An 18,522-nucleotide genomic window follows, 5' to 3' on the forward strand; every position below is an offset into this window, starting at 1 on the left:
GTCGGGTCTTGTTTCCGTTGATCGGAGTAGTGCCGTTGCTCATCTGAGGTAGTCGCCGTGTGGCCCGCGTCCGCGTGCCATGTCTGTCGCCCTCAGGAGCACGCCTATGTCTATCTCTGTCGTTTCACTGTCCGATCTCACCTTCGCCTGGCCGGATGGCACCCCCGTTTTCGAGGGCCTGGATGCTGTGCTCGGGCCGGGCCACATCGGACTGGTGGGAAGTAACGGTGCGGGCAAGTCCACCCTGCTGCAGTTGATCAGTAGCCGGCTGCGACCCACGCGAGGCTCGGTCACGGTGTCCGGTCGAATCGGGTATTTGCGTCAGGACCTCGGTCTGGCGGAGGGGCAGCGGGTGGATGCCGTGCTCGGTATCGACGAGGTCCGCGCGGCGCTGCATCGCATCGAATCCGGCACCGCAACCGACGCCGATTTCGACCGTGTCGGAACGCGGTGGGACGTGGAGGAAGCGGCGATCGCACTGCTGGGCCGGCTGGGCCTGCGCTATCTGGCCGGTGATGTTTCCCAGCTCGATCGGCGGCTGGACACGTTGTCCGGCGGGGAGACGGTACTGCTGGGCCTGGTTGCCGAACTGTTGCGGGAGCCCGATGTGCTGCTGCTCGACGAGCCCACCAACAACCTCGATGCCGTCGCGCGCGGGCGCCTCTACGATGTGGTCGACAGTTACGGCGGGACGGTGCTGACCGTGAGTCACGACCGTGAGCTGCTGCGCCGGGTCGACACCGTCGCCGAGCTCAGGCGGGGTGAAATCCGTTTGTTCGGGGGTAATTTCGACTCCTACGAGCAGATCGTCGACGCCGAGCAAGCCGCCGCACGCGCCGCGATCCGTGACGCCCGTAGCGATGTGCGCAAACAGTCGCGCGAACTGGTGGAGGCCCGGATCAAACTGGATCGCCGCCGGCGATACGGGCAGAAGATGTGGGACACCAAACGGGAACCGAAGATCGTGATGGGGGAGCGCAAACGTCGGGCGCAGGTCTCGGCGGGCAAACTGCGCAACAATCACATCGCGAAGGTCGACGACGCGAAAACCACCCTGGACCAGGCGCAGGAGCTGCTGCGCGACGATCGTGAGATCCGGGTCGACCTACCCGGAACAACGCTGTACCCCGGTCAGGAAGTACTCGAGATGACCGAGATGCGGTTGGTCAACGGTCCGGTGGTGACACTGCGGGTGAACGGCCCCGAACGCATCGCTCTCACCGGCCGCAACGGAGTGGGCAAGACGACGCTGCTGCACGCGGTGACCCGGCAGCCGCCGAAGGTGCCCTGGCGGCTGCTTCCGCAGCGGCTCGATCTCTTCGACGAACGGAGATCGGTGTTCGAGAACGTGTCCGCCGCCGCCCCGCATGCCGGAGCCGAGCGCATCCGGTCCCAGCTGGCGCGATTCCTGTTCCGCGGTAGCGTGGCCGATGTCGCCGCGGGCGCGCTGTCGGGTGGTGAACGGTTGCGGGCGGCGCTGGCGATGTTGCTGCTCGCCGAACCGGCGCCCAAGCTGCTGCTGCTCGACGAGCCGACCAATAATCTGGATCTGCCGAGTCTGCGGCACCTGACCGAGGCGCTGACCGGATACGAGGGAGCATTGATCGTGGTCAGCCACGATCCGCGCTTTCTGGACGACATCGGTGTCACCCGGTACGTGGAGTTGACCGCCGCTGGATCGGCCGACGCATAACAGGCTGCCCCGAGTAGCCTTTACCCCATTACAGTGGATGTTCTGGGGTGCTGTATCGCCTCGGTTAGGGTGTTTCGATCGAGGCGCGAGAGGTGGTGGCATGACTCAGCATCTGGAGAAGGCGAATGCCGGGAAGCCGGCAGCGGACAAGGATACCGCGCCTGCTCCCGGAAAGTCCCGGTCCGACGCCGCTGCGGCGCCGCGGCCACCGGCGCCGAGCACGACGAACAACGCTCAGCCCGAAACGCCCTCACCGCGCAATATGCCGATGCGGCAGCCGGGGGCACCGGCTGCGGTGCCGAGTTCCGCGTCCCGGCGGGTGCGGGCGCGGCTGGCCCGCCGGATGACCGGCCAGCGGGGGATCGCGGCGGTGAAGCCAGTGCTGGAGCCGCTGGCGACGGTGCATCGGGAGTTGTATCCGAAAGCGAACCTGCAGCTGCTGCAGCGCGCCTTCGATGTAGCCGACGAGAAGCACGCTCATCAGTTCCGCAAGTCCGGTGATCCGTACATCACCCACCCGCTGGCGGTGGCCAACATCCTCGCCGAGCTGGGGATGGACACCACCACGCTGGTAGCGGCGCTGCTGCACGACACGGTGGAAGACACCGGCTACTCGCTGGACGAGCTGACCGCGGATTTCGGATCCGAGGTCGCGCATCTGGTGGACGGTGTCACCAAGCTGGACAAGGTGAACCTCGGCGCGGCCGCGGAGGCCGAGACGATTCGCAAGATGATCATCGCGATGGCGCGGGATCCGCGGGTGCTGGTGATCAAGGTGGCCGACCGGCTGCACAACATGCGCACCATGCGGTTCCTGCCGCCGGAGAAGCAGGCGAAGAAGGCACGCGAAACGCTGGAGGTCATCGCACCGCTGGCGCACCGGCTCGGTATGGCGACCGTCAAATGGGAGCTGGAGGATCTGGCGTTCGCGATCCTGCATCCCAAGAAGTACGACGAGATCGTGCGGCTGGTGGCCGATCGTGCGCCGTCCCGCGACACCTATCTGGCGCGGGTGCGGGCCGAGATCGTGAACACGCTGGCCGCGAGCCGGATCAACGCGATCGTCGAGGGGCGCCCGAAGCACTACTGGTCGATCTACCAGAAGATGATCGTCAAGGGTAAGGATTTCGACGACATCCACGACCTGGTCGGCATCCGGATCCTGTGCGAGGAGGTGCGGGACTGCTATGCCGCGGTCGGTGTGGTGCACTCACTGTGGCAGCCGATGGCTGGCCGGTTCAAGGATTACATCGCCCAGCCGCGCTACGGCGTCTACCAGTCACTGCACACCACGGTGGTGGGGCCGGACGGTAAGCCGCTGGAGGTGCAGATCCGCACCCACGACATGCACCGGACCGCGGAGTTCGGTATCGCCGCACACTGGCGCTACAAGGAGACCAAGGGCAAGCATTCAGGCGATGTCGCCGAGGTCGACGATATGGCCTGGATGCGCCAGCTGCTGGACTGGCAGCGTGAGGCCGCGGACCCGGCCGAATTCCTGGAGTCGCTGCGCTTCGATCTGAAGTCGCCCGAGATCTTCGTGTTCACCCCCAAAGGGGATGTGGTCACGCTGCCGCAGAAGTCGACGCCGGTCGACTTCGCCTACGCCGTGCACACGGAGGTAGGGCATCGGTGTATCGGCGCGCGCGTCAACGGACGGCTGGTGGCGCTGGAGCGGCAGCTGGAGAACGGTGAGGTCGTCGAGATCTTCACCTCCAAGGCGCAGAACGCCGGTCCCAGTCGCGACTGGCAGAATTTCGTCGTCTCACCGCGTGCCAAGGCCAAGATCCGGCAGTGGTTCGCCAAGGAGCGTCGTGAGGAGGCCTTGGAGACCGGTAAGGAGCAGATCTCCAAGGAGGTGCGGCGTTCCGGTCTGCCGCTGCAGCGGCTGATGAGCGTGGATGCGATGTCGGCGCTGGCGCACGAGCTGCACTACGCCGATATCTCGGCCCTGTACGCGGCGGTGGGCGAGAATCAGGTCTCGGCGCACCATGTCGTGCAGCGTCTGATGGCGCAGCTCGGTGGTGTCGGCGATGTGGAAAACGAACTGGCCGAGCGCAGTACGCCGTCGAATCTTCCGGCGCGGCCGCGGACCATCGGAGACGCCGGGGTCGAGATCCCGGGTGCGCCGGGGACTGTCGCCAAGCTGGCCAAATGTTGTACGCCGGTACCGGGGGACGAGATCCTGGGATTCGTCACGCGCGGCGGCGCGGTGAGCGTACATCGGACCGACTGCACCAACGTCGATTCGCTGCGCGCGCAACAGGAACGGATCATCGAGGTCACCTGGGCACCCTCGCCGTCCTCGATATTCCTGGTGGCCATCCAGATCGAGGCACTCGACCGGGCCCGACTGTTGTCGGATGTGACCAAGGTGCTGGCCGACGAGAAGGTCAACATTCTGTCCGCGTCGGTGATGACCTCGGGGGATCGGGTGGCGATCAGTAAGTTCACTTTCGAGATGGGCGATCCCAAACACATGGGTCATCTGTTGAACGTGGTGCGCAACGTGGAGGGTGTCTACGACGTCTACCGGGTGACGTCGGCGGCCTGATCGTCCGGCTCGGCGGGAAGTTCGGCCTGCGCCCGGGAGAGCCGGACCGCCGCCACACACATCACCAGGACCGAGGCGATCACGAGAACGGTGCCGGCGGTGCCGGTGCGCAGTCTCTCGTCGAGCACGGTGAGCCCCAGGAATGCTGCGCCCAGCGGCTCGGCGACGGTGAACGCCGGCAGTGACGCCGACAGTGCGCCGATGTGATAGCCGCGCTGTTGCAGGTACAGCCCGATCATGCCCGAGGCAACGAGGGTGTACGGCTGCCAGCTGGTGAGGACCGCAGCCGCACCGTCGCCGAACAGTTCGACCACATGCTGGGTCAGCGCGGAGGCGACACCGAACAGAAGTCCCGCGGCAGCACCCAGCAACAATGCCCGCAACCCGGTAGCACGCAGCACGGCACTGACCACGACCGCCGCGGCGACCGCCGCGAGCACGAGGGTCAGCGGCCACATCCACTGGTTCCACGGGGCGTTGGAGACTCCCGTGGTCGGGTCGCCCACGATCAGGAAACAAGCCAGTGCCACCGACAGTGCGACGGCGTGGGCCCACATCACCGCGGTCACCGGGCGGCGGCTGTAGTGCGCGGCCAGAGGGAGCGCGAATACCAGGGCGGTGACCAGGATCGGCTGCACGACCAGTACCGATCCCAGTGCCAACGCGATGACCTGGAAGACGAATCCGCCGGCGTCGCCGACGATCCCCGCCCACCACCGCGGGCTACGCACCAGTTGGGCGAGTAGGGCGTCGCCCGCGGGAACCTCGGCGGCGGCACGTTGCTGTGCTACGGCCGAGACGGCGAACAGCACCGCACCGACGAATGCGCACACGACCGCGGCGACGGGAAAATTGCTCACCGGACCAGTGTGCCGTTGGTGTCCGAGTGTCGCTGCACCGGGGGACCGGCGTGGCGGCGGCGATGCCAGGCGCTGGAGCTGTGTCACAGCTACTGTTCGGCAACATATTTCGGACGGCGCTCCGGCGCGGTCTCGAAACGTGTTGGGGTGGGGGTGAATGCGTGATCGCCCGCCGGTTGCCGGTGGTCGGGTCCGAGCGGATGTAGGTCCGGTGTGGTCGGCTACGTCAGATTCTTCGTGCTGGTAGGAAGGGTGGCGGCGGGGCGCATCACAGGTACCGCGCGGTCCTGGGGGGACTGCGCGCGGAGCCGGATTCTGTTACCGTTTATTGCGTTTCGGGGCGTGCGCGATGTCGGCGGCAACTCGATTCCACATGATGATCGCCGGAAGGGTCGCAGCGGCATTCGACCCTCTTAACTGTTGCAGGCAGCTGGGCAAGGGGGTCGGATCATGCCGATCGTGCCGAAGCGCGCGGCGGCGACCGTACTGGTCGAACCGTGCCTTCTTCGTGGATTTCGTGTCTCCGCGTCCGTCTGTGCGTTCCCTGTGGCCTCCGTCTCGCACCGTTTCATCCTTGGTGACCTGCATACACGCGATACCGCCGGAATCGGGGGACCTGCGTGCGGCGCGTCGAGTTCACCGAATTCGTCCGGTACGGGACAATTTCCGTTCGGGAAGGGCCTCGGTGACGCCGCACCCGGTGGTGTGCCGCTGGTGAAGTCCCGTAGCAGTACCGCTCACAACAACTACTCGTTCTCCACGAACTGATCGCCGAGAGGGTCCGACGATGCTGCACGACGTGCCCGGCTCCGCGGGAATGAGGGAATGTTGAAGCCGTACAAAGAAGTCCAACGGTGGTATCCGGCGCTCGAGCCCGACCACGGCGCGCCGGCGCAGGTCCCCGGCGAATCCGACGCCGTGGACGACGAAGCCGACCCTGGCGCGCCGCGCTACCCGCACTACATTCGCGACACCGAACCGGAACCGTTCGAGATTCCCTTCGCCGACGAACCGGCCACCCGACGCAGTGAGTTCATCGGTGGATGGGCCGACTGGGTCGGGACGCACGCACCGGGTCCCGACGACGACTACCCGGATTCGGAGGGGGCGGTGGTGCCGTTCTCCCGCGACGACGAACCCGGCGACGGTCGCACCCGTGGTCGCCGCCGTGCTCGCTCGTCGGCGAACCGGCCTTCCGACGACGATGCGGAGGAATCTCACGGCCCCGGTGAGCAACGAGGTCCGGCGCGGTTCGGGAGCACCGCGGAGATCGACCGGGACGAGGACGGTTTCGAGGCCTCGGGGCGGGCACGCGCTCGCCGCGGCGAGATCCGGACCGTGGACCGGGGCGGCCGGCGTGGCAGACCGGACTCGGGGCCGATCCCGGCAGCACGAGAATTCGATCTCGACGAGGAGGTCGAATGGCGGGCACACGGTCCCGCGTCGCCGCCGTTGCGGGCCTACACCAGACCCGGCCGCACGCGCGTGGCGGTGATCGCGACGATCGCTGTGTTGTTGCTGGGGGTGGCGGGAGCGTGCGCCCTGTACCTGTTGCAGGGCAAGGACGACCGCGCCGGCGCCGCGCCCGGGGACGCGGGCGGTGCCGCTGTGGCAGCGTCCACCACTGTCGGCGACGGCGAGTCGCCGATGATGCGGCTCACCGCCGCGGGTGGTGACAGTTCCCGCGAGCGGGTCGCCCCGGCCGGTGGTCACTGCCCGACCGAGCGATTCGACCATGTGCTGCGAGGCGCCGAGGTGGGTGGTACGGGCTCCGGTCCCGACGCCATCATGCGGTTCCAGCACGCCTACTACGTGGAGCGGTCCGCCGCCCGCGCGCTGGAAGTGGTCGCGCCCGGCGCCGCGGTATCGCCGGAATCGGTGATCGCCCGGGGGATCGCCTCCGTGCCGCAGGGCACCGAGTATTGCGTGCGGGTGGTCACGATGGCTCCGGACAGGTATTCGGTGGAGGTGACCGAACGGCGGCCGGGTGCCGGACCCGCCACCTACGGCAGGCAGTTGGTGACCACCGCGGTGGTCGGCGGCCGCACCCTGATCACGGGCATTACGGCCGGGTAAGAGGAGAGCTGAGACGATGGGACAGGACTGGAGCCGATGGCTCGACGAGGCGTCCGACGCGGACGCGGAGCCGAGCGTGCGACCGCGTGGACGGGCGCCGGTGGTCCGGTTGCGCAAGGGGCGCAAGGACGGTGGTGACGGCGGTGCCGCACCTCGCCCGGTATTGGTCGTGGGTGGCTGCGGGGGAGCCGGAACCACCACGACCGCCTTGGGACTCGCAGGCGAACTGGGCGCCGATACGTCCGCCGTCGCGGTGGATGCGACCTGCGCGGGCAGCGATCTCGCGCTACGCGGGGCGGATGAACATCTGAGCCCGATCAGCCTGCAGCAGTGGTTGTACGGTCGCGGTGACGACGAACCGGCGCCGCTGAAGGAATGCGTGTCCCGGGCGAGTTCCGGAATCGGATTGCTGTGGCGCGACGCCTCGCCGCTGCGCCGCCGCGCGACCTACCTGACCGTGGCCCGCGCGGTGGCCGAGGCAGGACATACCCCCGTCTACGACGGTGGCAGCCCGATCGCCGCGCGCCAGTTGCGGCCGCTGCTCGAGGATGCGGAGATCGCTGTGGTGCTGGCGATTCCGGCGCGTGCCGATGCCGCCAATCGTTTGCGGGTGACGCTGGAGTGGCTCGACGACGAGTTCGGCGGGCATGCCGAGGGGCAGGGCGGCGGAATCGTCGGCGACACCACCGTGGTCGTCTCACATCAACTGCCGGGCAACGACTCTCGAGTCGCCGACCACCTCCGTGAGCACCTGACGGGATGGGTCCGCGATATCTGTGAGATTCCCTACGACGCCCACCTTGCGCACGGAGAACTGGTGCGCCACAACGAACTCGACGCGGAAACGCGGAGGGCCTATCGGCGGCTGCTGGGCGGGATGGCATCATGACCGCGGCCATGAAGGAACCTCGCCCCACCGAAAACCCGCCCACGGCAGGCGTTGTCGCCCCCGCGGAGTCCCGGCGCGCCCCGATGTGGGACCGGCCGGTGCCGGGTGCGGGACGGGCGCCGCTGGTGTGGTTGCTGGGGGTGCACGGCGGCGCCGGAGCCAGTACTCTCGCGCATGTGCTTGCGCCTGCGGCGGATTCGCACCGGCGCTGGCCCGGTGCATACGAACGCGAATCTCCCTTCGTGGTGCTGGTCGCCCGCGAGACCATCGCGGGGCTGACCCGCGCCCACGATCTGCTGCGCCAGCACCACGCCGGACTGGCGGGCCCGAGCGAGGTGCTGGGCCTGATCACCGTGGCCGCGCGCCCGGGCCGGATTCCGGCCGAGATCCGGCGTTACCGCGACGTGGTCGGCGCGCTGGCCGGAAACGTGTGGCAGATGCCCTGGATCGAGGAGTGGACGCTGGTCGAGCCGGATCAGCTGCCGGTGTGGTCGCCGGGTGACCCACCCCCGCAGCAGCGAAAACGCAAACTCGATCCGCTGCAAGAGGTTCCGCACGAGGTGGACGCGCTGGGAATGAGCATCGTCGACCTGGTCCGGGAAACAGTCGGTACCGGTTCACAGTCGCGGGAAAGGGAGTGACGATGTCCGACAATGGCTCCGGATCGCGAGGTGCGATCCCACCGACAGTTGTGCTCGACGGTGTACCTCCGGTACCCGGCCATGTATTCCGATCACCTATTGAGAAGGACGCTCGATGAGTACCATCCTGGCCGCTGTACACGACACGTACGGCGTTGTTCTCGCTCAGGTCGGGAATCCGACACCCGAGACACCGCCGGCCGCTGACAAGCTGATGAAGCTGGTCCGCTACTTCACCTGGTTCGTCCTGCTGTCCGGCATTCTGGGCATCACCTACGCCGGTGGCCGCTTCGCCTGGGAGAAGTGGACCGGCGGCAGCATGGAGTCGCCGAAGATGGTGGCCGGAGCCATGATCGGTGGCATCGTCGCGACCAGTGCGGGGACGATCATGAACGCCGTCATCGGATCGTGAGGGGCGCCGCGATGGTGCTGGCCTACAAACAGATGCCCGCGGACGTGATCGAACCGATCATGCACTTGATCAACTGGTTGCTGTGGTGCGTGCTGTTGCTGTGCCTGGCCTGGATGATCGTGTCCGCGGGCAGGCTGTGGTCGGCGATGCGCGACGACATGGCCGTCAACGATGCCTCGCACGGCATCGTGATGAGTCTGGTCGGCGCGATCGTCGCCAGTTCGGCCAGCGCGATCGCTTTGACCTTCCTGCCCAACTGATCCGGTGGCGGTTCTGCGCGTGCGATCCGGCAACATAACGGCGACAACGACATTCGGACAACGACATTCGACGGTGGCTCTCAGCGAAGGGAGGTGACGGCATGAGCGAGAAGAACAGCGAGAAGTACTCCGACGGTGAACGCAGCATCTCGTTCGGCGTCATCGTCTCCGCAGCGGTGATCGCGCTGATCGTGATCGTCGGTGTGTTCGTCTACGTCGGCCGCGACACCTCCTCCTCGTCAGCGCCCGGCGACGGGAAGGCGGGTTCGGCGCCCTCGCCGGTCGCGGGCTCGGGTGCGACGGGGTTCGCCGCGCCGGATGTGGATCTGTTCGGCCGTCGTGTCGATGTCCCGAACAATCCGGCGGGACAGCCGCTGCCGCAGGATCCGTCGCAGCGGCACACCTCGTCCGACGACGACTGGCTGACCGCGGCGCCTGCCGGAACCACCGAGCAGCGGGGCTGGCAACGGGTCTTCGGTGCGTCGGTGCCGTTCTCCACCAGTGACGGGCCGACTCGGATCGACGACAACGGTCTGGCCGTCGGTTATTCGCATACGCCACAGGGGGCGGCCGTGGCGGCGGCGCAGATCACCTACCGGCTCAACGCCCGGCCCGGCGACCGTGAGCTGTACGTCCGTCAGGTACGGGTGTCGGCCCAGCAGATCGCCGCCTACGACAAGGCACGCAGTGACGGCAAGCTTCCTGAACAGCAACCGGAACAGATCACGCGATACCTGGTGGCGCCCGATGCGTTCCAGATCGAGAACTACGCCGACGATATGGCGATCGTCCGGCTCGCGGCACGTGGTCCGGTCAACGACGGCAAGCAGGTGTGGGCGGCGATCCGATTGGTGATGGTGTGGCAGAACGGTGACTGGCGCCTCAAACCCACCGAAAGCAGATCGGCGCAGAGCGAATACGTCGACACCCTGCAGGGGTGGACCCGATGGTGAGTATCGCGATGCCCGGAAAGGTACGACAGTCAGCCGATGGTCCGGATCGCTTCCCTGCGACGCATCGAGGAGTGAATCTCATGATGAGGCGCATCGTCACGATTCTCGCGGTCATGTTCACCGTGATGGTCGCAACACCGACCGTGGCCTACGGGCAGACCTACGGATTCGACCAGACCTGCAACGACATCCATCAGAATCTGGACGGCCTGGGCCTGCCGGGCGTATCGCTCGGCGACGCCGCCTCGGCAGCCTGTAAGGCGGGCAACGCCGCCACCCATCCGGGTGATGCCGCGACCGCGGTCAAGGACAAGGCCTGGGACTCCACCTTCGGCAAGGTGGTCGACTCGCTCATGAACGGCCTGGGCGAGGCGCTGATGCTGGCGCTCACCTTCTGGATGAAGGTGCCCAACGAGCGCATCAGTGACGGCGGGGCGCTGTTCGACAAGATCAACGACTACACCTATCAAGCGCAGATACTGCTGCTCATCGTGTCGGTGATCCTGTCCGGCGCGAGATTGGCCGAGGCCAGACGTGGTGCGGCACTGAGTGAAGCGGCCGAATCCTTCCGGATGTTCGCCAGAGTGGTGTTCAGCTCCTGGATGCTCGGCGCGGTGGTCGTCGCGGGAACACAGGCCTCGGACAAGTTCTCCGAATGGGTGATCCAGGACGCGACCAACGGCAATGCCCGCAGCCTGGCCGAGTTGATGGTCAAAACATCGAAACTGCAGGCCTTCTCACCGGGGCTGGTGCTGATCATCGCGATCGTCGGTCTGCTGGGCGCACTGGCGCAGATCGTGCTGGCCATCGTGCGTCAAGGGTTGCTGGTGGTCGCGGCCGGCGTCCTGCCGCTGGCAGCGGCAGCGTCGGGTACCAGTACCGGTAGACAGGCATATCCGAAACTCATCGGCTGGATCATCGCGTTCATGCTGTGGAAACCCGTGGCCGCGATCGTCTACATGATCGCGTTCGTCACCGCCGGTGAGACCAACACCGACACCCCCACCGCCGGTCTCCCGGATGCCGATCAGGCGCAACGCATGCTGGTCGCGATCGTGCTGCTGTGCAGTGTCGCCTTCGTCCTTCCGGCGCTGATGCGGCTGGTGACCCCCGCGGTCGCGATCGTCGGCAGCGGCGGTTCCGGTCTGGCCGCAACCGGCGGTGTGCTGCTGGGCGCGGCAGCGCTCGGAGCGGTCGGTACGAAGGCCGTCGGCGCCCGTGGTTCGCAGGCAGCGGCGGGAGCGCCCGGGTATGTGAACCGGGGCGGTCGCGGCCCACGTCCACCGGGCGGGGCCGGCCGGGGAGGCAGCCCCAGACCCGTTCCACCACGCGGGCCGCGCGGCGGGGGCGGACAACAACCCCCCGCGAGTCCCCGCGCACCCGCCGGCTCGGGGGCGGTACCATCCGGCGCGTCGCGAGCGATGAACAACGTCGCGACCGCGCGGGCAGCCGGCGCCAAACTCAACCGCGCCGACGACGCCATGGGTGATGTCGCCGGTGACCGCTGGGCCAACCGCGCACCCGACCTCGGCAGGAGCACGATCCCGCGATGACGACCGAATCCTACGAGCACCGCTCGTACGGGCTGTGGCAGAAGCCCCGCAGCGCAGGCCTTTTCGGACTGCGCTGGGGCGAGACCGTACTCGGCTTCGTGGTGGTCATCACCGCCCTGCTGACGGCTCTGGTCGCCGGGCCGAAACCGGCATTGTTCATCGCGATCATCGGCGTGGTCGTAATGGTTCCCCTGGTGTGGCGCACGGGCGGCCGCTCCGGCTACGAGACGGGATTGATGATGTTCCATTGGTTGCGCGGCCGCAGCAAGGGCGAGCACGTCTACCGCGGCGGCCGGTTCTCCCGGATTCCCGGTGGCGTCGCTCGCCTGCCCGGGTTGATGGCTCCCTCACGGCTGTACGAGGGGATCGACGCGGGTGGCTACAGCTTCGGCATGGTCCACCTTCCGCAATTCGCCCAGTACACAGTGGTGTTGCGGGCCTGGCCACAGGGGCACGAAGCGGTCGACCAGCCCGTGATCGACCGCTGGGTGTCGGCGTGGGGAACCTTCCTCGCCTCGCTCGGGCAGACCTCGGACATCATCGCGGTGGTTCCGGTGATCGATACGGTGCCCGAAACCGGAAACCGCTTGCTCACCGAGGTTTCCACCATCACCCGACCGGACGCACCGGATCTGGCGCAGCAGGTGATGTACGAACTGGCCACCGAATTGCCGCAGGAGCGGGTGCAACTGTTGCCGCGTGTGGCTATCACGTTCAAGGCCACCACCGCCGAGCGTCGCAAGAATCCGGCCGAGGAGGCAGTCGAGATCGGCCGCCGGTTGCCCGGCATCTGCGCGGCCATGGCCGAGGCGGGCGTGCGAGCACAGCCGATGTCGGCGGACGAGATGATCTCGTTCATTCGCCGTAGCTACGATCCGGCCTCGCAGGCAGATCTGGAAGTGGCGGCCGGTGAGGCGGGCGGACACGGGCTCGACTGGGCCGACGCGGGCCCGATCTCGCACGAGGAACGCTGGGACCAGTTCATCCACGACGGCGGCCGTTCGGTCACCTGGGAGATGGATGCGGCACCCGAAGGTGCCGTGGACGAACGCGTGCTGCAGCGGTTGCTGGCGCCGAACCCGGAGGTGCCGCGCAAGCGGATCGCCATCGTGTACCGCCCGCACTCGGCGGCCGATGCGGCCGAAATCGTCGACGACGATTACAAGAACGCGCTGGTCGCTCAGCAGAGCGAACGGGGTGTGGTCTCCGCGTCGGCGACGCTGCGGGTCGGCGCCACCCAGCAGGCTCGCGAGGAGCAGGCTCGCGGGCACGGCGTGACTCGGTTCGGTGCGCTGGTCACCATCACCGAACCACTTCGGGGCGATCTGCCCCGGATCGAAGCGATTACCCGCGACCTGTCCACACAGGCCCGGTTGAAGATCCGGCGCTGCTACCGCTACCAGGCGGCGGCCTTCGCGGCCTCACTCGGCTGCGGGGTGATCCTGCCGGAACACGCGAGTATTCCCAAGGCATTGGCGGGGTGAGCGACGATGGCAGGTGAGCACGAGCCGCCGGTTCGGTACCGAGGACAACCACCGCGTTACAGCGAGCGAGTGGTGGACACGGCGAACCCGGCGTCGACCCGGTCGCGTGGCCGGGTCACCGACGACGAGTGGGGTGCCGAGGCGTACGCGCCCGGCCTGCCCCGTGCGGAATACGGTGGTGCACCTGCCGATTGGGATGACGTACCGCTGCGGCCGGAACGCCGTCGCGGACGCCGGGACGAAGCAGCGCGCCCGCGCCGCGAGGCGGAGGGAGCCGAGCACGGCACACCGCGCCAATCGCGCTCCGACCACCGGGCCGACGGGGCCCGACGGGGCCGTCCGAGCGGCGCGTCCGGAGCCGGAACCGACGAGCGCTCCGCCGAGCGGCGGGGCGAGTCCGAGACGCCACGCGGCAACACCGAGGGCAGGCGCCGCGGTACCGCCGAGGCCCGGAGCGCCGCGCCGGGTGACTCCCGTCGACGGCGCGACGCTTCCGGCGAACGGGGGCGGACCTCGAGTGACCACGACACCGAACGGCACGAGGCAGCCGCGGCGCGAGCCCGGCAGCGGGCGGCGACGAACTCGCCGCGCTCCGCGGGAGCGACCCGTACTCGCCGCGACCAGGAGATAGCTGCGCGGCCGACCGGTGGTGCGGTGCCGGAGGCAGGCGGCAGCGCCGCCACCGGGTCCCGGTCACGGCCGGTCGAGAGCGAAAAGCCTTCCGCGGGCGCGCGGCCCGTGCGTGACGGAGCGGGCGGGCGCCCGGTGCGTGACGGATCGGCACGGCCTCCGATTCCCGCATTGGACCCCGACGCCGGCCCCGCCGCTGCCGACACCGGCGTCGATACCGATGCGGCGCGCACACCTGCGGAGTCGTCCGACGGCGCGGCAGCCGCGACGAGTTCACCGGCTCCGGGCGCCGGCTCCGAGACCGGGTACGCCGGCATCGACGGTGCCGAGCACGACGTCCGCAGCGCGGGATTCGAGTCCGCGGACGGGCAGGGCGTCCCGGGCGAGACCGATTCGGATGGTCGTCGCAGTCAGCGCGCGGCCGAGCCCGCCCAGCGAACGGATCACGACGATGAGCACGAAACGTCTGCGGGCGAGTTGCCGGCCGGATTCGATCGGGTCGACCTGCAGACCGACGCGGCCCGTTCCGTGATGGGCGACGAACGTCCCACGCGGCGTGGTACCGAGCGTGACGGTGGCTCGGACGCCGCCAGATCCGCAGAGGCGAGCACCCCGCGTCGGTCCGGACGGGGACAACGCACCCTGCGTGACCGCAACGGCCGGCGCATGTCGTCCTACGATCAGCTGGGACGCACACCACGCCGGGACGAGAACGACGAGCGGCGTACCCGCCGGTCCAAGCCCGCGAAGCAGCGGAATCAGGGGCCGGCGCTGCTCGACGATGCGTCGCGGGCGCGGCTGGAAGCCGCAGCACGGGAGGGCACCGGTCTGCGGGCCGCATGGGCTACCTTCCGCATCCATACCGATGATCTCCGGCGGGTCAATGCCGCTGCGCGTACCGATGCCGTGGTGGAGGACGGATTCGACCGCGGCACCGCCCAACTGACCGATCGTGGCTACGTCGGGGAGGGCGGCGGCCGGATGAACGTGATCGGCCGCCCGGTCGAGTATCGGGCCACCACAGCCCAGGTGGCCGGACTGTGGCCGTGGTCGGTCGGTGCCGGTGCCCCGCTGATCGGCACGCCGCTCGGTTCGCATCTGCACACCGGCGCGCCGGTGTGCTTCGACCCGATGAACTGGTTCATGCGCGGTAGTTTCATCACCGCGCCGAGCCTGTTCGTCCTGGGGCTCAACGGTTTCGGTAAATCGTCGCTGGTGCGCCGCATCGTGCTCGGTGGCGTCGCGCAGGGCATCACCCCGCTGATCCTGGCCGATGTGAAACCCGACTATCGGCGGATGGTCGAGGTGGTCGGCGGTCAGGTCATCGACCTCGGCTACGGCCACGGGAAACTGAACCCGCTCGCCGGTGGTGTGCTCGGCTCGATCGTCCCGTTGCTCGGTGACCTGCCGGATCTGCGGCTGCAGGTGACTCAGGAACTGCGTGCCCGCCAGGTGACGTTGATCGCCGGTCTGGTGGAACTGGTGCGCGGCGCGCGGGTCCGCGACTACGAGGAGACGCTGATCTCGACCGCGCTGCGCATCCTGTACCGGGAGGGCAGCGGTTTCGCCCCCGAGTCGCCGCCGATCATGGAGGACCTGCTCGAGGTGGTGATCGCCGGTGGACAGGAACTGATGCTCGACGCCGGCGCCGACAATGCCGAGGAGTACCACGAAGCCACGAAGGGGCTGCGCCGGTCGTTGCGCGCGCTGACTCAGGGCCCGTTCGGGGCGGTCTTCAACGGCCAGACCACCACTCCGATCGACACGTCCTCGGTGGCGGTGTGCATCGACGTCTCCCACATCCCCACCGGAGACAAGAAGCTCAAGGCCGCCGTGATGCTGGCCTGCTGGGCCGACGGCTTCGCCTCGGTGGAAGCGGCGCACGTGCTCGCCGACGGAAAGCTGGGACCGCAGCGGTACTTCCAGGTCGTGATGGACGAGCTGTGGCAGGTGCTGGGCCTCGGTGATTTCATGGTCGATCGCGTCGACGAGCTCACCCGCCTGCAGCGCGGTATGGCGACCTCCCTGATCATGATCAGCCACACCATCAAGGACCTCCAGTCGCTGGGTTCCGAGGCGGCGATCGCCAAGGCGCTGGGATTCCTGGAGCGCGCCCGCGCCAAGATCTTCGGCGCCCTGCCGCCCGAGGAGATCAGCCGGCTGGACTCGACGATCCCGTTCACCTCCGCGGAGGAGGAGATGGTGACCAGTTGGTCGGCGCCGCAGGCCTTGACGGGGGAAGCACTCAAACCCGGCCAGGCCCGCCCGCCGGCACCCGGTACCGGAAAGTTCCTGCTCAAGATCGGCGAGGATCGCCGGCCCGGTATCCCGTTCCACATGGAGTTCACCCCCTCGGAACGGGAGAGCGGGATCCACGAAACGAACCAGCGTTTCAGCGAATTCACCGAATCCACGGCCCGCCGGGGCGACGAGGGGAGTGCCGCGTGATGCCGCACAGGTCATACCGGAGAGTGTCGCCGCAGGTGCGGCAGGCGGCGGTCGAGCAGGTCGTCGCGCTGACCGACAAGCTGCGCAGTGAATCGGAGGCCTGCCGCGTCGTCGCCGAGCAGATCGGTGTGCACACCAATTCGGTGCGCAACTGGGTGCGTGCGGCGGAGGGGGCGAGCCTGGAACGGATGGACGCGGTGGCGCTGCGCCGCAAGGTCGCGGTGCTGCAGCAACAGCTGGCCGCTGCTGCCGAGATGAACCGCACCCTCGTGGAGACATTGAACGAAACGCGCCGCGCGACATGACGGCTGCGCGGTGAATGCGAAGACTCTCACCGCCCTCGTCCTCGGCGGTGTCGTATCCCTGATGACCCTGGTGGTGGTGATCGTGCTGCCGGCCTCGGAGGACCCGTGTGCCGACGAGCCGGTGTCGCCGGGCCTTCCGGCCACCTCGGATGCGCCGTGGGCCGCCGCCGCGGAATCGGGATTCGCCACTGCGTCCCCCACGGCACTGAATACCGGTGCGACGGTAACGGGGACGCCCGGACCGGCCGACCGGCCCGCAGCGGGCAGTGATCCAACGGCTACGGGGGAGCCCTCGCTGGTCGCAGGGGTGGCACCGGTCCACCGGACCTGGCCCCTGCCGGCCGGATCATTCACGGTTTCGGACTATTTCGGCGCTCGCGACGGCGACCACCTGGGTGTCGACCTGGCCGCGCCGGACGGCACCGCGCTGTATGCCGTCGCGGACGGCGTGGTCGTCGCGGCCGGTCCCGCCTCGGGATTCGGCAACTGGATCGTCATCGATTCCGTCGATGTGAACGGCCGGCCCTTCTCCGCGGTCTACGGCCACGAGTGGGCGAGCGGCGTGAAGGTGCGGGTCGGGCAGCAGGTCCGGGCCGGGCAGGAGATCGGCGCGGTCGGGTCGGCCGGGGAATCCAGCGGTCCGCATCTGCATTTCGAGATCGTGCCGGGTGGCCGGATGACCGGGGGACATCAGATCGACCCGCTGCCGTGGCTCGACGGTGCGCTCACCCCCAGCGGTGACGGCGCCCGCCCGCATTCGGCGAATCCGCTGTGCAGTCGTGGCTTCGGTACCGCCGGTGGTGCGCTCGCCGACGGGAAGGTGCCGCCGGAACTCGAACTCTGGTACCGCCGTGCCGGATCGCTGTGCCCGGAGATCACCGCATCGGTTCTGGCCGCGCAGGGGCGTCAGGAGTCCGGGTTCCAGCGTGGTCTCACCTCACCCGCCGGCGCACAGGGCCTGGCGCAGTTCCTGCCCACTACCGCGCACGCCAGCGACCCCGACGACGGGAGGCCGTATCTGCTCGATGCCGACGGCAACGGGCAGGCGAGTCTGTGGGACGACGGCGACGCGATCATCGCCCAGGGAAGGTACATGTGTTCGATCGCCCACCAGATCCAGCGCTGGATGGGCGAGGGCAAGGTGCACGGCGACCTGGTGCCGCTGTCGCTGGCCGCCTACAACGCGGGTGAGGGTGCGGTGCTGGCCTCGGGCGGTATGCCGAATCAAGTGGCCGCGCACTTCTCCGAAACCCGGCCGTATGTCACCAACATTCTCGCGATGGAGGCCCAGTACCGGGCCCCGGGGTCGATGGGCCGCTTCGACCCCGAAAGCCGTTCCGGCGGTGACGGTGTTCTCGCAGCCGCCCAGCAGTGGATGGGGACACCCTATGTCTGGGGTGGCGGCGGTCCGGGCGGGCCCACCGGCGGCGGTCTCGACGGGCCGGGGCTCACGGCGGCGGCGGTTTTCGCGGCCTCGTCGGGCAAGACCGTGCTGCCGCAGACCGCCGAACAGCAGTGGGAAGCAGGGACCGAGGTGGCGCCGCGTAATGCACGGCCCGGCGATCTGGTGTTCTCCCACTTCGGGATTCGTGGACCGGCCGAGGTGGGGATCTACGCCGGTGACGGGCGGATGATCCACTCCGACGACCCGTCCGGAGTGAGTACGGCGCCCGTGCCCGGTGACGCCCGGCTACGGAGGGTGCTGTGAGAGCGCGAGATCGGGGACACGCCGAGTTCGACGCGTTGCCGGGAGTCGCGGAGCCC

At 68.4% G+C, this 18,522-nt stretch carries 14 protein-coding genes; 13 read left to right on the forward strand and 1 reads right to left on the reverse strand.

All coding sequences use genetic code 11. From position 1 onward, the window contains the following. Positions 1-106 precede the first annotated feature (106 nt). Together NV2_RS12100 and NV2_RS12105 are read left to right on the forward strand one after the other, a co-directional pair. Positions 107-1,693 carry an ATP-binding cassette domain-containing protein gene (locus NV2_RS12100; protein WP_067872092.1) on the forward strand — a complete coding sequence of 529 codons (1,587 nt, stop codon included), beginning with the start codon at positions 107-109 and terminating at the stop codon, positions 1,691-1,693. Positions 1,694-1,955: 262 nt separating this feature from the next. Then, positions 1,956-4,247, forward strand: coding sequence for a RelA/SpoT family protein (locus NV2_RS12105; protein ID WP_245662574.1), 2,292 nt, complete (start codon positions 1,956-1,958; stop codon positions 4,245-4,247). Here NV2_RS12105 and NV2_RS12110 read toward each other — a convergent pair. Further along, a complete protein-coding gene (locus tag NV2_RS12110) occupies positions 4,223-5,107 on the reverse strand; it encodes a DMT family transporter (RefSeq protein WP_067872098.1) in 885 nt (294 codons plus the stop codon). The two genes, NV2_RS12105 and NV2_RS12110, sit on opposite strands and share 25 nt — an antisense overlap. Positions 5,108-5,932: 825 nt before the next feature. Between NV2_RS12110 and NV2_RS12120 the strand changes: the two genes are divergently transcribed. From NV2_RS12120 to NV2_RS12170, 11 genes are all read left to right on the forward strand, one after another. Beyond that, complete coding sequence (locus NV2_RS12120; protein ID WP_067872105.1) at positions 5,933-7,183, forward strand: DUF8176 domain-containing protein; 1,251 nt, start codon at positions 5,933-5,935, stop codon at positions 7,181-7,183. Positions 7,184-7,199: 16 nt separating this feature from the next. Continuing rightward, entirely contained in the window at positions 7,200-8,072 is an 873-nt protein-coding gene (locus tag NV2_RS12125; RefSeq protein WP_067872108.1) for a hypothetical protein, read from the forward strand. After that, positions 8,069-8,713, forward strand: coding sequence for a hypothetical protein (locus tag NV2_RS12130; protein ID WP_067872110.1), 645 nt, complete (start codon positions 8,069-8,071; stop codon positions 8,711-8,713). Before NV2_RS12125 ends, NV2_RS12130 begins: the two co-directional genes overlap by 4 nt. 115 nt (positions 8,714-8,828) lie before the next feature. Next, entirely contained in the window at positions 8,829-9,125 is a 297-nt protein-coding gene (locus tag NV2_RS12135; protein WP_067872113.1) for a hypothetical protein, read from the forward strand. Further along, the gene (locus tag NV2_RS12140; RefSeq protein ID WP_307613560.1) at positions 9,122-9,385 is read left to right on the forward strand and encodes a hypothetical protein; all 264 of its coding nucleotides are present in this window, start codon (positions 9,122-9,124) and stop codon (positions 9,383-9,385) included. The genes NV2_RS12135 and NV2_RS12140 overlap by 4 nt, the downstream gene beginning before the upstream one ends. Before the next feature lie 101 nt (positions 9,386-9,486). Next, positions 9,487-10,338 carry a DUF8175 domain-containg protein gene (locus tag NV2_RS12145; RefSeq protein ID WP_067872119.1) on the forward strand — a complete coding sequence of 284 codons (852 nt, stop codon included), beginning with the start codon at positions 9,487-9,489 and terminating at the stop codon, positions 10,336-10,338. 80 nt (positions 10,339-10,418) lie between these two features. Further along, positions 10,419-11,891, forward strand: a complete 1,473-nt coding sequence (locus tag NV2_RS12150) for a hypothetical protein (protein WP_067872544.1) — start codon at positions 10,419-10,421, stop codon at positions 11,889-11,891. Next, a complete protein-coding gene (locus NV2_RS12155) occupies positions 11,888-13,375 on the forward strand; it encodes an SCO6880 family protein (protein ID WP_067872122.1) in 1,488 nt (495 codons plus the stop codon). Before NV2_RS12150 ends, NV2_RS12155 begins: the two co-directional genes overlap by 4 nt. A gap of 69 nt (positions 13,376-13,444) precedes the next feature. Then, positions 13,445-16,453 (forward strand): hypothetical protein, encoded by a 3,009-nt coding sequence (locus NV2_RS32215; protein ID WP_245662564.1) that lies wholly within the window; start codon positions 13,445-13,447, stop codon positions 16,451-16,453. After that, entirely contained in the window at positions 16,453-16,758 is a 306-nt protein-coding gene (locus NV2_RS12165) for a transposase (protein ID WP_210749243.1), read from the forward strand. Before NV2_RS32215 ends, NV2_RS12165 begins: the two co-directional genes overlap by 1 nt. A gap of 10 nt (positions 16,759-16,768) precedes the next feature. Then, complete coding sequence (locus tag NV2_RS12170; RefSeq protein WP_067872126.1) at positions 16,769-18,466, forward strand: peptidoglycan DD-metalloendopeptidase family protein; 1,698 nt, start codon at positions 16,769-16,771, stop codon at positions 18,464-18,466. Positions 18,467-18,522: the final 56 nt, after the last annotated feature.

Source organism: Nocardia vermiculata NBRC 100427 (genome assembly GCF_001613265.1).
GTDB lineage: Bacteria > Actinomycetota > Actinomycetes > Mycobacteriales > Mycobacteriaceae > Nocardia > Nocardia vermiculata.